The 14,100-nt window shown below is 73.8% G+C and carries 5 protein-coding genes; all 5 read right to left on the bottom strand.

What is annotated here, in order from left to right; all coding sequences use genetic code 11:
* Positions 1 to 62: 62 nt before the first annotated feature.
* The 5 genes from AB0J42_RS05855 to AB0J42_RS05835 are packed head-to-tail and all read right to left on the bottom strand — an operon-like array spanning position 63 to position 14,096.
* Positions 63 to 1,952, bottom strand: coding sequence for a RiPP maturation radical SAM C-methyltransferase (locus AB0J42_RS05855; protein ID WP_364289332.1), 1,890 nt, complete (start codon positions 1,950 to 1,952; stop codon positions 63 to 65).
* A complete protein-coding gene (locus AB0J42_RS05850; RefSeq protein WP_364289330.1) occupies positions 1,945 to 2,451 on the bottom strand; it encodes a flavin reductase family protein in 507 nt (168 codons plus the stop codon). Before AB0J42_RS05850 ends, AB0J42_RS05855 begins: the two co-directional genes overlap by 8 nt.
* Entirely contained in the window at positions 2,448 to 3,992 is a 1,545-nt protein-coding gene (locus tag AB0J42_RS05845; RefSeq protein WP_364289328.1) for a tryptophan halogenase family protein, read from the bottom strand. The genes AB0J42_RS05850 and AB0J42_RS05845 overlap by 4 nt, the downstream gene beginning before the upstream one ends.
* On the bottom strand, positions 3,992 to 4,165 hold the full coding sequence (locus tag AB0J42_RS05840) for an MbtH family NRPS accessory protein (protein ID WP_364289326.1): 174 nt from the start codon (positions 4,163 to 4,165) through the stop codon (positions 3,992 to 3,994). Before AB0J42_RS05840 ends, AB0J42_RS05845 begins: the two co-directional genes overlap by 1 nt.
* A 4-nt stretch (positions 4,166 to 4,169) precedes the next feature.
* Positions 4,170 to 14,096: an amino acid adenylation domain-containing protein gene (locus AB0J42_RS05835; protein ID WP_364289324.1), complete on the bottom strand. Its 9,927-nt coding sequence runs from the start codon at positions 14,094 to 14,096 to the stop codon at positions 4,170 to 4,172.
* Positions 14,097 to 14,100: the final 4 nt, after the last annotated feature.

Below are 14,100 nucleotides of genomic sequence, written 5' to 3'. Positions count from 1 at the left end.
ATCACATCACCGGACCCGCCGGCCCGGCCGGTCCGCCCGCGCGACTGGCACAAAGATGCCGCCTACCGGGTGATCAGGTCCAGCGGGCGGCGGCGGGAGCTGACCAGCGAGCGCCGCGGCCGGGGCATCGGGTCGGTCCCGGTGTCGGCCAGCACCAGGCTCATGGCCCGCTCGCCCTCGACGAAGACCAGGCCGCGCTCGCGCAGCTCGCCGATGTGCGCGGCCTGCTCGGGGGCGAGCCGGTCCAGGCGGGTGGGGCGTTCGAGGACGAGCAGGGTGCGCGCCACCTCCTCCGCCAGCTCGTACCGGGAGACCGTCCCCGAGCGGGAGTCGTGCACGATCCACGAGCCGTCCTCCTCCTCCAGCCGCAGGACGGGCGGGTCGCCGTCCTCCCAGCCCCGTGACCAGTCGCCGACCGCCGCGGTGAGCGGCCGGATCCACTTCGCGACGCCGATCATGCACGGTGCGACGGCCCGGTCGTTGAAGTAGTAGGCCAGCCGGCTCAGCGACTCCTCGGGGAAGGGGTAGGTGAGCCGGTAGTGGTCCACCGGACGCAGGTCGAGCCCGAACTCGCCGGCCTGGTTGAAGTACGGGCTGTAGCGGTCGAAGCGGACGGGGAAGACGCCTTCCGGCGGTGGCAGGTGGGCCAGCAGCGGCAGGTCGTCGACGTACTTGGCGAAGGTCGACTCCGGCTCGCCGGGGAAGCCGATGAGCAGGTTCCACGCCGGGGCGATGCCGTAGCGGACGCAGTTCTTCAGCAGCTGGATGTTCTGGAACGACGAGGAGCCCTTCTTCATCAGTTTCAGCGTGCCCGTCGACAGCGCCTCGATGCCGGGCTGGATCCGGTCCACGCCGGCCCTGGCCATCTCGGTCATGTCCTGCTGGTCGAGGCCGACCTTGACCTCGTAGAAGATCGACACCCCGGCCGGCGGCTGCAGCTTGGGCAGCACCTCGGTCAGGTACTCCAGCGGCATGATGTTGTCGGTGCAGGAGTAGACGGTGCACCACGGCGCGTACTCGAAGAGCCGCTCGAATTGGGCGACGGCCCGGTGCGGCGCCATCGCCCGATAGGCCATGCCCTGCCCGTTGAGCCCGCAGAACGTGCAGTGCGAGCGCTCGCCCCACCAGCAGCCGCGGGAGGTCTCGAAGAACAGGATCGGCTCGGCCCCGTCCGCGACGGTCGCGGCCAGGTCGTCGAAGGAGGAGACGAACGAGGCGTAGTCGGGCTCCAGGTAGTCGTCGATGTCGCTGTCGGCGCCGATGGCCCGCCGGTAGCGATCCTCGTGGCAGTTGCGCCGCGACACGATGCCGGGTATGCGGTGCGGGGTCTCCTCGTCGCCGTCGATCACCGCGCGGAGGAAGCGGGGGAAGCTCCGCAGGGCCGGGCCGGAGAAGACGTGGTCGAGCTGGGTGGCGTGCTCCACGAGGGCGGCGCCCATCGGCGCCTCGCAGTTGGCGCCGCCCATGACGGTGACGGTGCCGGGAGAGCGCTCCTTGATCACGGCCGCCATCGCCAGGCTGGGCACGGTCTGCATGAACATCGAGCTGAACCCGACCACGTCGGCCTCGGCCAGCCGGTACCGGTCGGCCAGGTGAGCGCAGAACTCGCCCAGCCGCTCGCGGTGCCGCATCAGCCTCGCCCGCAGCGCGGCGTGCGCGGGGCCGGCGAAGTAGCGGGCGAAGTACTCCTCGGCGTTGTCGGGCGCCTCCGGGAAGGCGACCTGGCGGAAGAGCCAGTCGCCGATGCCGGCGACGTGGTGCTCCATGCCTTCGGCTATGGCGTCGTACAGCTCTGTGCCGAAGAAGCGCACCACGTCGTGGTTGAGATAGCAGACGCGCACTCTCGCCTCGTCGCCGAAGTCGCGCTGGACCAGCGAGGAGAGCTGGCTCAGCGCGAACGACGGCCGCCTGCGATCGGCGAACGGCATGTTGACCAGGGCGACGTCAAGCACGAACGGTCCTTTCCTCGTCCCGGTGCCAGGTGGCGTACTCACGGAAGCCGTACAGGAGCGGTGATTCCGGGTCGCTGGCGATCTCGACCACCCTCCCGATCACCAGCGCGTGGTCGCCTACGGTCACGACCTGCTCGACCGCGCACTCCGCCCAGCCGTGCAGGTCCTGCTCCAGCCGGGGCAGCCGCATCGGGCCCGCGGGCGACCACCGGATGGCGGAGAACCGGTCCGCGGTGAGCGAGGAGAACAGCACGGCCGCCGCCCGCGACCTGGCGGGCAGCAGGTTGACGCCGAAACCGCCGGCGTCGAGGGTGGCCGCCAGGGTGCGGCTGTGCACGTTCATGCTGACCAGCAGCGTGGGCGGGGTGAGCGTGACGCTGATCAGCGAGGAGCAGGTGAGACCGCAGGGTTCGCCGTCCGAGCTCATCGCCGTGATCACGGCGACGCCCGTCGGATAGGCGCTCATGAAGGCGCGGCAGGCCTCGGCGAGCGCACTCAACGCAGGCTCGTCAGGTACTCGTAGGCCGTGGGCAGCGCCGCCACCGTCCGCTGGGCCGCGGCGCGCACGTCGGCGAACTCCGCCCTGGCCCCCGCCACGTCAAGATGGGCGAGCGCGGGGCGCGGGCCGGGCCGGAAGTTGCCCAGTCCGAGCACCATGGTGATCCACGAGTAGAGCTCGAACCCGTGATAGTAGGGGTAGATGGTGCTCTCGTCCGGGAGCCGGGTGGCCACGACCGGCAGGAACTCCGACAGCCACTCCGTGGCCGGCCGGGCCTTCGTCTCCTTCCAGTACGGCGTGTCGGCGCGGGCGGCGGCGCGGTAGTGCAGCACCAGGAACTCCCGCACGCCGTCGATCACCCTGGCCACCCGCTGGTTGTAGCCGTCGATCAGGCGCGGCTCCCAGCGCGCGTCGGGGAAGTGCTTGACCAACTGCTCGATGCCGTGCTGGATGAAGAAGATGCCGGTCGACTCCAGCGGTTCGACGAACCCGCTCGACAGGCCGATGGCGACGCAGTTGCGGACCCAGGAACGCTCGTTGCGGCCGATCCGCATCCGGATGTGGTTGGCCTGCAGGTCGTCGCGGCCGGGCGCGACGTGGGCGCGCAGCGTCCGCTCGGCCTCCTCCGGCGAGCAGTACTCGTCGGAGTAGACGTAGCCGTTGCCGTTGCGGCCGTAGAGGGGGATGGTCCAGATCCAGCCCGAGTCCATGGCCGTCGCCGTGGTGTACGGGCTGATCGTCTCCTGGTCCTCGCGGGGGACGCGGAGCGCGACGGCGCGGTTGTTGGGCAGCACGTCGGTGAAGGAGCGGAAGGGCTCGCCGAGCGTCTGGTTGATCAGCATGCCGCGGAAGCCGGTGCAGTCGACGAAGAGCTGGCCCGTCAGGTCTCCGTGCTCCTTGGTGGAGACATGGGTGATCCAGCCGCGCTCGTCCTGGCCGATCGCGGTGACGTCGTCGAGCACGTGGCGGACGCCGGCCTTCTTCCCGAGGTCGGTGAGGTAGGCGGCCAGCTGGGCGGCGTCGAAGTGGTAGGCGTAGGGGAACTGGGCCCGCTGCTCGTCCAGGGTGGAGCGGCCCAGGGAGCCGTCCAGCCCGGAGGCGAAGAGGCTGCCGTCGAGCAGCCGCGGCGAGCGCCGGGCCTCGCACATCCACGAGGTCATGTAGCAGTGCCGGTCGAACTGCTCGGCGGTGCCGTCCCGGCGGTTCAGCTCCAGGTGCCAGTCGGCGAGGGTGAACCCCTTGTTCACCCGCAGCCTCTCGAACGGGTGGTAGAAGTAGGTGCCGTCACCGCGCCAGTTCTCGAAGCGGATGGCCAGTTTGTAGGAGGCGGAGCAGCGCGGCATCCACTCGCGCTCGTCCAGGCCGAGATAGTCGAAGAAGTGACGGACGGTGCTGAAGGTCGCCTCGCCCACCCCGACGGTGGGGATGCGGGCCGATTCCACCAGGGTGACGGAGACTTGGTCGCCGAAGGCCCTCTTGAGGTAGGTGGCGGTCATCCAGCCCGCCGTCCCGCCTCCCACGATCACCACGTTGTCGATCATCAGTGCTGTCCTCTCAGGCTGAGCGGCCGCATGTCGGTCCAGACGGCCGCGATGTGCTCCAGGCACTCCTCACGGCTGCCGCGGACCCCCTCGTCACTCCAGCCGGGGGGATTGTCGCGGCCTTCGGGCCAGACGGAGTACTGCTCCTCGTGGTTGACGACGACTTTGAACATCGCTTCATGCCTCCCGGCAGTGTCCGGCCACGATCGGCCCGATCTGGGCCATCGCCTCGGCCCTCGCCATGGCGTCGTGGTCGCAGTCGATCTCGTGTACGGTCAGCCGTCCGGTCACGTGCGGCGCCCAGATCCCGGCCGCCGACAGCCCGGCCGGCCAGGTCCGGGTGGCGACGAACAGCAGGGCGTCGCCGTCGTGCCGGCCGGGCCGGTGGGCGTCGAGCAGCTTGGAGTTGCGCAGCACCGTCTCCGTCATCGACGCGACGAGCTCCTCGCCGAGGTCGGCCGCGTAGCCGACGGAGTCCATGAGCAGGGCGCGGGCCTCGGCGGCGTCCTCGATGCCCGGCCGCTCCGCGCCCGAGAAGGCGGGGTAGCCGTCGAGCAGGGCCAGCAGCCCGACCTCGCCGGGCAGGCGCTCGGCCATGGCGTGCGCCACCAGGCCGCCGAAAGACCAGCCGAGCAGGTGGTAGGGCCCTTCTGGCCGCACCCGGCGGATGATCTCCAGGTAGCGCTCGGCCATCTCGCTGACCGAGCCCAGCTGGTCGGGCCCGGTGGCCTGCAGGCCGTAGACCGGCCGGTCCGGCTCGATGTGCGGCAGGAGGCTGCTGTAGCACCAGCTGACGCCGCCGACGGGGTGGACGCAGAACAGCGGCGGCAGGGTGCCCGAGGGCCGCAGCGGCAGCAGCACGTCGAACGGGTCGTCGCCGTCCCCGCCGCCGGCCAGGCGCTCGGTCAGTTCGGCCACCGTGGGCGCGGCGAACAGGTCGCGGATGCTCAGCGCGGCGCCGAGCGTCGAGCGCACCCTGCTGATCAGCCGGGCGGCCAGGATGGAGTGGCCTCCGGCGGCGAAGAAGTTGTCGTCGACGCCGAGGTCCGGCTGCTCCAGGACCTCGGTGAACAGCCCGAGGAGGGTGTGCTCGCGCGGGGTGCGCGGCGGCCGGTGCCCGGTGCGCGGCGGTTCCGGCAGAGCCCGGCGGTCGAGCTTGCCGTTGGCGTTGAGCGGCAGCTCGGGCAGCGGCAGGTAGGCGGCGGGCAGCATGTGGGTCGGCAGATGGGCCAGGGCGTGCGCGTGCAGCTGCGCCGGGTCGGCCTGCTCGGGCGTCACGTACGCCACGAGCTGGTCGTCGCGGACGATGACCGCCGCCTGGGCGACGCCGGGCGCCTGCCCGAGCGTGTTCTCGATCTCGGCGAGCTCGATCCGGTGACCGCGCAGCTTGACTTGGTTGTCGGCCCGGCCGGCGAACTCCAGCGCGCCGTCGGCCCGCCGCCGTGCCTGGTCCCCGGTGCGGTACCACCTCCGCCCGCCGGGGGCGGCGACGAACCGCTGGGCGGTCAGGCCAGGCCGGCCGAGGTAGCCGCGGCCGACGCCGGGACCGCCGATGTACAGCTCGCCGCGCACACCGGGCGGCACCGGCAGCAGGTTGTCGTCGAGCAGCAGCACCTCGGTGTTGGCCAGCGGGTGACCGATCAGCGGGATGTCGCCGTCGCGCACCCGGTAGGCGGTGCTGTCGTTGGTGCACTCGGTCTGGCCGTAGTAGTTGTAACTGTCGGTGACGGGTGCTTCCCGCATCGCCCGCCACAGCCCGGCCGAGACCGCCTCGCCGCCGACCATCAGCGCCTTCGGGTGGTGCCGTCCCGGCGCGAACAGCCCGGCCGCGACCAGCTGCTCCATGAAGACCGGGGTGAGGTCGACGAAGCCGATGCGGTGCGCGTCGATGTAGTCGGCCAGGTCCTCGGGCGTGCGGCGGGTGACGTCGTCGATGACGTGCAGCTCGTGGCCGTCCATCAGCCAGAGCATCGAGTCCCACGAGGTGTCGAAGGTGAGCGGCACCACGAAGCCGATGCGCAGCCGCTCGCCGCCGGCCGCCTTGAACAGCTTCTGCCGGTGCGCGTTGAGCAGGTGCGACAGCCCGCCGTGCTCCAGCACCACGCCCTTGGGCCGCCCGGTGGAGCCGGAGGTGTAGATGACGTACGCGGCGTGCCCGGGGAGCGGCGGCGTGCCCGGGTCGTGGTCCGGGCCGTCGGGGATCTCCTCCAGCAGCACCGTCCGCTCGTACGGCACCGCGCTCTCCCTCGTGGCCAGCACCAGCAGCGGGCGCGCGTCGTCCAGCGTGTAGGCGATGCGCTCGGCCGGGTGCTCCAGGTCCAGCGGCAGGTAGGCGGCGCCCGCCTTGAGCACGCCCAGCACCGCCGCGATCATCTCGGCGCCGCGGGGCAGCGCCAGCGCGATCAGCTTCTCCGGTCCCGCGCCCCGCGCGCGCAGCTGGTGGGCGATGGCGTTGGCCCGGCGGTTGAGCTCGGCGAAGGTCCACCGCTGCTCCCCCGCCACGACCGCGATGGCGTCCGGGGTCCGGGCGGCCTGCCGCTCGAAGCAGGCCGGTACGGTCAGCTCCAGCGGTTCGGCCCGGGGACCGCGCGAGCGGGCGAACTCCAGGTCCAGCTCGTCGCAGGTGAGCACCGGCAGCTCCCCGACGCGGGTGCCGGGCTCCTCGACGGCGGCCTCCAGCACGCGCAGCAGCCGTTCGGCCAGGGACTCGGCCGTCGAGCGGTCGAACAGGTCGACGGCGTACTCCAGGTAGGCGTCCATGCCCTCGGCCCGGCCGCACTCGTCGTAGCGCTCGATGACGTCGAGGGTGAGGTCGTAGTCGGCGGCGCCGTGCCGTACCGGCTCGTGGGCCGTCCGCACGCCGGGGAAGGACAGGTCGGCGGTGGTGTTGTTCTGGAAGACCAGCAGCACCTGGAAGAGCGGGAACCGGGCGAGCGTCCTGGTCGGGTTGACCGCCTCGACGACCCGTTCGAACGGCGTCTCCTGGTGCTCGTAGGCGGCCAGGTTCGCGTGACGTACCCGGGCGAGCAGCTCGGTGAAGCTCGGGTCTCCCGAGGTGTCCGTACGCAGCACCAGCGTGTTGATGAAGCAGCCGACCAGGTCGTCGAGACTCTCGTCGGCGCGCCCGGCCACCGCGGTGCCGATCGGGATGTCGCTCCCCGCGCCCAGCCGGGTGAGCAGCGCCGCGAGCGCCGCCTGCGTGACCATGAAGAGGCTGACGCCGTGCTCGCGCGCCACCTCGGCCATGCGGGCGTGCACCGTGGCGGGGATGGTGAAGGGCACGGTGTCGCCGCGGTAGCTGGCGATCGCCGGGCGCGGCCGGTCGGTGGGCAGCTCCAGCTGGTCGGGCAGCCCGTCCAGGGTGGTACGCCAGAAGTCCAGGTGGTCGTCGCCCGGGTCCTGCCAGAGCGCGAAGTCGGCGTAGCGCACCGGCAGCGGCCGCCAGCCGGGTTCCCGGTTCTCCAGCCTGGCCCGGTAGGCCTCGGCCAGGTCGCGTGCGAGCGGCGCCATCGACCAGCCGTCGCAGGCGATGTGGTGCACGACGAGGAGCAGTACGTGCTCGTCCGCCGCCAGCCGGAAGAGCCGGGCGCGCAGCGGGGTCTCGCGGGTCAGGTCGAAGCCCTGCGAGGCGGCGGCGGTCAGCAGGCCGGGCAGGTCGGTCTCGGTGACCGGCTCGGGGGTGAGGCCGATGACGGCGGGGGCGAGGATCCGCTGGTAGGGGCCGTTGGCGTCCTCGGGGAAGACGGTGCGCAGCGGCTCGTGCCTGTCCGCCACGTCGGTGAGCGCGGCGGCCAGCGCGCCGACGGCCAGCGGGCCGCGCAGCCGCAGGCAGGTGAGCGTGTTCTGGGCGTGGTCGCCCGCGTCCTCCAGCCGGTTCAGGAACCACAGGCGGCGCTGGGTGAACGACAGCGGCAGCCGCTCGGGCCTGGCAGCCGCCGGGCGCAGCGCGGGCCTGGCGTCCTCGCGCAGCACCTCAGCCAGCCCCGCCACGGTCGGGTGGTCGAACAGGTCGCGGATGGTCAGCGTCGCGCTCAGCGCGCTGCGGATCCGGCTGATCAGCCGGGTGGCCAGGATGGAGTGGCCGCCGTTGACGAAGAAGTCGTCGTCGATGCCCAGGTGGGTGGCGTTGAGCGTGTCGTTGAACAGCCGCAGCAGCGTCTCCTCGCGCGGCGTGCGCGGCGGCCGGTGGCGCGTGGCCGGCGGTTCGGGCAGGGCCGCCTTGTCGAGCTTGCCGTTGGGGGTGAGCGGCAGCTCGTCCAGCGGCAGGATCGCGGCCGGCAGCAGGTGGGTGGGCAGCCGGGTGCGGGCGTGCGCCATGACGGCCGCCGGGTTGGCGGCGGCGGGCACGACGTAGGCGATCAGCTGGTCGCCGCGCAAGATCACCGCCGCCGCGGTGACGCCGGGCGCCCGGCCCAGCACGTGCTCGATCTCGGCCGGTTCGATGCGGTGACCGCGCAGCTTGATCTGGTCGTCGGCGCGGCCGAGGAACTCCAGCACGCCGCCGGGCAGCCGCCGCGCCAGGTCGCCGGTCCGGTAGAGGCGGGTGCCGCCGTGCCAGGCGACGAAGCGCGCCGCGGTCAGCCCCGGCCTGCCGAGGTAGCCGCGGCCGACGCCGGGGCCGCCGAGGTACAGCTCGCCGCGGCAGCCGGGCGGCACCGGCTGCAGGTTGGCGTCCAGCAGGTGCGCCTGGATGCCGCGGAGCGGGTGGCCGATGAGCATCGTGCCCGGTTCACAGCGCCAGGCGGTCGCGTCGACGGTCGCCTCGCTCGGGCCGTACGCGTTGATCATGACGCGGCCGGTGGACCACCACTCCATCAGCCCCGGCGGGCAGCCCTCGCCGCCGACGACGAGCATCCGCAGGTCGGGGAGGGGCTCGCGCGGCACGGTGGACAGGATCGCGGGCGGCACGTGGGCCAGGCTGATCCGCTGCTCCCGCAGGAAGTTGCCGAGTTCCTCTCCGGTGTAGGTGGCCGGCGCGACCACCAGGCAGCCGCCGCGGGTGAACGCCGTGGTCAGTTCGGAGACCATCACGTCGAAGCCCGGGGAGACGAGCTGCAGCACCCGGTGGGCGGGCCCGCCCGCCGCGTCCAGCCGCTCGCCGAGGTTGGCCGCCAGGTTGGCCAGGCCGCGGTGCTCCAGCACGACGCCCTTGGGGGTGCCGGTGGAGCCGGAGGTGTAGACGACGTAGGCGGCCATGCCTGGGTCCAGGCGGGTGCCCGGGTCGTGGTCGGGGCCGCCGCCCAGCTCCTCGACCAGGAGTCTGCGCTCATACGGCACGTCCGCCGCGCGGGAGGTGACCAGCAGCCGGGGCCGGGCGTCGCGCAGCGTCGACACGATGCGCTCGGCGGGGTGGTTCACGTCGAGCGGCAGGTAGGCGGCGCCGGCCTTGAGCACGCCGAGGATGGCGGCGATCAGCCCGGCCGAGCGCGGCAGGGCGAGCGCGACCACGCTCTCCGGTCCCGCGCCCGCCGCGATGAGGTGGTGGGCGATCCGGTTGGCCTCCCGGTCGAGCTCGGCATAGCTCCACGTGGTCGCTCCCGCGACGAGCGCCGGGGCGTGCGGCGTGCGGGCGGCGTGGCCGGAGAAGACGTGCGGCAGCAGCTCCGGCTGCCCGTCGCGGCGGGGGCCCGCCGTCCAGCCGCTCTCCTCGGCGCTCAGCAGCGGGAGCCGCGAGACCGGCTCGTCCGGGTCGGCGACGGCCGCGCCGATCAGCCGCGTCAGCCGGGCCGCCAGCGCCTCGGCCGTCGACCGGTCGAACAGCCCGCACGCGTAGTGCAGCGCGCCGTGCAGCCCCTCGTCCGTCTCGTGCACGGCGAAGGTCAGGTCGAACTGGGCCGTGGGCACCCGGGTGTCCAGCCGCTCCACCTCGAGGCCGGGCAGGGCCCACAGGTCGCGCCGCTCCTCCTTGGAGTAGGTGACCAGGACGTCGAAGAGCGGGTTGCGACCGGGCACCCGCACCGGGTTGAGCCGCTCGACGATGCGCTCGAACGGCGTGTCCTGGTGGGCGAACGCCTCCAGGACGGTCCGCCTGGCGCGCCGGAGCAGTTCGGCGAAGCCCGGGTCGCCGGAGATGTCGCCGCGCAGCACGAGGGTGTTGACGAAGAAGCCGATCAGCGGCTCGGTGGCGGGGTGGTCGCGGCCGGTGGTGGGGGTGCCCACGGCCACGTCGTGCCGCCCGGTCAGCCGCGACAGCAGCGCGTGCACGGCCGCGAGCAGCACCATGTAGACGGTGACGCCGTGCTCGCGGGCCAGTTCGCGCATGCCGTCGGCGGGCAGGTCGAGCAGGACGTGGTCGCCGCGCTCGGCGAGCGCGTGCGAGCGGGGCCGGTCGGCGGGCAGGTCGAGGGGTTCCAGGCCGGCCAGCCGGGCCGTCCAGTGCTCCAGGCTCCCCTCCTCGGCGGCGGAACGCTGGTGGACGGCGTGGTCGGCGTACTGGATGCCGAGCGGCGGCAGCTCCCGGCTCTGGTAGAGGGCGGCCAGCTCCTCCCACAGGACGGGCAGCGACCAGCCGTCGCAGGCGATGTGGTGGAAGACCAGCAGCAGCACGTGCGAGTCGGCCGACTCGCGGTGCAGCCCGGCCCGGAGCACGGGTCCGCGCTCCAGGTCGAAGGGCTGCTCCAGGGCGTCGCCGAACCCGTCGGCCAGCTCGACCGGGCCGGGCGGGTCGATGACCTGGCGGGGCCGGCCGTCGGTCTCGACGTAGCGGGTGCGCAGGATCTCGTGCCTGGCGACGACGCCGTCCAGCGCGCGGGAGAGGGCGGCGCGGTCGAGCGGGCCGCGCAGCCGTACCGAGACCGGCATGTTGTAGGCGGTGCTGCCGGGCGCGAGCTTCCACAGGAACCAGAGCCGTTCCTGGGCGAACGACAGGGGCAGCGCGCTCTCGCGCGGCGCCGGCTCGATCGGGGCGGGCGCCGGGCGGGCGGCGGCCACGCGAGCGGCCATGGCCGCCACGGTCGGCGCCTCGAAGACGGTGGTGACCGGGAGGTCGGCGCCGAGTTCCTGGCGCAGCGCGAACCGGAGCCGGGTGGCGAGCATGGAGTGGCCGCCGAGGTCGAAGAAGTCGTCGTGAATGCCGATCTCGGTGCCGCCGAGGTCGAGCACGCGCCGCCAGATCTCGGCCACGGCCAGCTCCAGGGCGGTGCGCGGCGCCTCGGAGGCGGCCCGGCCGCCCTGCGTCCCGGCGCCCGGGTCGGGCAGGCGCGAGCGGTCGATCTTGCCGCTCAGCGTGCGCGGCAGCGCGTCCACCAGGACCACGGCCGACAGCCGCATCGGCCGCGGCACCCGCTCGTTGCAGTAGTCGCGCAGCGCGGCGGGGTCCGCCGGGCCGGCCGGCACGGCGTAGCCGACCAGACGGTGGTCACGCCCGTCCGGCCAGGCCAGCACGTGGCAGTCGGCGACCGCGGGATGCCCGCGCAGGACGGCGCGGACCTCGCCGGGCTCCACCCGGTGCCCGCGGATCTTCACCTGGTCGTCCCCGCGGCCGAGGAACTCGATGCTACCGTCGGGCAGCCGGCGTCCCCGGTCGCCCGTACGGTAGAGGCACGCGCCGGGCGTCGCGGCGAACGGGTCGGGCACGAAGCTCCCGGCGGTCGCGGCGGGCTTGCCGGCGTAGCCGCGCGCGACGCCGGCGCCGCCGACGTACAGCTCCCCCACGACGCCGATCGGCACCTGGCGGCCGTGCTCGTCGAGCACGTGGACGGCGGTGTTGGCGGCGGCGGAGCCGACGGGCACGATTCCCGAGACGGTGCGGGCGCCCCGGCACGCCTCGTGGATGGTGCTGTCCATGGTGGTCTCGGTGGCGCCCCAGGCGTTCAGCACCCGCACCCGGGGGCCGAACGTGGCCATGAGGGCGTCGCAGTCGGCCACCGGCAGGGCGTCGCCGCCGGAGATCAGCAGCCGCAGGCCGGGCAGCTCCGGCCCGTGGGCCGCCACGTGTCCCGCCAGGCCGTGCAGGACCGCGGGGATGCTGTCGAACGCCTCGATCCGTTCGGCGGCCAGTTCGGCGGCCAGCGCGGCGGGGTCGAGCGCCAGGGCGCGCGGCGCGACCACCAGGCTGCCGCCGAAGCCCAGGCTCCTGACCACGTCGCCGAGGAAGACGTCGAAGGACGGGCTGGCGACCGTCAGCCAGCGCCGGGCCTCGATCTCGCGGGCGGCCCAGTCTGCCCGCAGGTTGGCCAGGCCCCTCCTGGTGACCATGACGCCCTTGGGCGTGCCGGTCGAGCCCGAGGTGTGGATGACGTACGCCAGGGCGTCCGGGGGCACCCGCCGGCCGAGCCGGTGCTCGGGCCGCCCGGCCGCCTCGGCGACGCCCGCGACGCGCCACGGCCCCGCCGGGACGGCCGCGCCGAAGGCGGGGTCGGTCAGCACCAGGGCGGGGGCGACCCCGGCGAACATGGCGGCCAGCCGGTCCGCGGGCTGGTCGGGGTCGACGGGGAAGAAGGCGGCGCCCGCCTTGAGCACGGCGAGCGGGGCGATCACCGAGTCGGGGCCGCGGCCCACGCAGACCGCCACCACGTCGTCGATACCGGCGCCGAGCTCGGCGATCAGATGGGCGAGCCGGTTGGCCCGCCGCTCCACCTCGGCGTAGGTCAGCCGCTCCGCGCCGCACACCAGGGCCAGGTCGCCGGGCGCGGCGTCGGCGCAGGCCTCGACGTGCGCCTCCAGCCCGGCCTCCGCGTCGAAGGCGAGCCCGGTGGAGTTCCACCGGGCCAGCTGCCGCCGCTCGGCCTCGGTGATCAGCTCGTACGCGGAGACGGGCCGGTCGGGGGCGTCGGCGGCCTGCCGCAGCAGCCCGGTCAGCCGGCCGGCCAGGCGCTCGGCGGTGGCCGGGTCGAACAGCTCCGCGTCGTACTCCAGCGTGCCCGCGAAGGAGTCGTCCAGGCTGAAGGTCAGGTCGAACAGCGCGCCGCCGCCGTCGCACGGGTACGGCTCCGCCTCCAGCCCGCCGAGCGCGGGCCGCGCGCCCGCCGCGTCGCTGTCGCCGGTGACCATGACGTCGAACAGCGGGTTGCGCCCGGCCTCGCGCACCGGGTTGAGCCGTTCCACGACCCGCTCGAAAGGGATGTGCTGGTGGGCGAAGGCGTCCAGGACGCTCGCCTTGGTCCTGGCCAGCAGCTCGCGGAAGGTGGGGTCGCCGGCCGTGCCGGTCCTGATGACCAGCGTGTTGACGAAGAAGCCGATCAGCGGCGCGACGTCCTGCCGGTCGCGTCCGGCCGCCGGGGTGCCCACGGCGATGTCGTGCTGACCGGTCACCCGCGTCAGCAGCGCCTGCACCGCGGCGAGCAGCACCATGAACGGGGTGCAGCCGTTCGTCCTGGCCAGCTCGCGCAGCCGCGCGGCGCTGTCATCGGGCACCCGGACCGGCACGAGCACGCCCCGGCGGGCGGGTTCCGGGGGGCGCGGCCGGTCCAGCGGCAGGGTCAGCTCCTCCAGCCCGGTCAGCCGCTCGCACCAGTCGTCCAGCCCGTCGTCGCCGGCCTCGTCCCGCTGGCGGTGGGCGTGATCGGCGTACTGGATGTCCAGCGCGGGCAGGTCCTGGCCGCGGTAGAGGGCGTCCAGCTCCCGCCAGAGGATGGGCAGCGACCAGCCGTCGGCGGCGATGTGGTGGACGACCAGGAGCAGCACGTGGTCGTCCGGCGCCAGCCTGAACAGCGTGGCGCGCAGCACCGGGCCGCGTTCCAGGTCGAAGGGGGCGGCGCACTCCCGGTCGACCAGCCGGCGCAGCCCGTGCTCCGGCACCGGGACGACCGGCAGCCCGGCCGGGGCGGCGGCGTCCACGACCTGGACGGGCACCCCGTCCCCGGCGACGTAGCGGGTGCGCAGGATCTCGTGCCTGGCCACCACCCCGTCGAGCGCCCGGCCCAGCGCCTCGGTGTCGAGCGGGCCGCGCAGCCGTACCGCGGCGGGGGCGTTGTAGGCGGAGCTGTCCGGCGCCGCGGACCACAGGAACCAGAGCCGCTCCTGCGCGAAGGAGAGCGCCACCGGCTCGCCGGTGCGCGGCGCCCGCGGCGCCCGCGGCGCTCGCTGGGCCGCCAGCCGCTCCAGCAGGAGCCGGCGCCGCTCCGGCGGCAGTTGCGCGATCCGCGCGGCGAAGGTCTCCGACATGCGT

It is taken from the genome of Nonomuraea sp. NPDC049649 (genome assembly GCF_040675175.1).
Classification (GTDB): domain Bacteria; phylum Actinomycetota; class Actinomycetes; order Streptosporangiales; family Streptosporangiaceae; genus Nonomuraea.
The sequence above is the reverse complement of the archived record's forward strand: the minus strand, read 5'-3'. Positions and strand labels throughout refer to the sequence as shown.

Bases quoted from the DNA above. Each gene is read 5' to 3' on its own strand.
- AB0J42_RS05840 (WP_364289326.1), bottom strand. From the start codon at position 4,165: ATGTTCAAAGTCGTCGTCAACCACGAGGAGCAGTACTCCGTCTGGCCC.
- AB0J42_RS05845 (WP_364289328.1), bottom strand. From the start codon at position 3,992: ATGATCGACAACGTGGTGATCGTGGGAGGCGGGACGGCGGGCTGGATG.
- AB0J42_RS05835 (WP_364289324.1), bottom strand. From the start codon at position 14,096: ATGTCGGAGACCTTCGCCGCGCGGATCGCGCAACTGCCGCCGGAGCGG.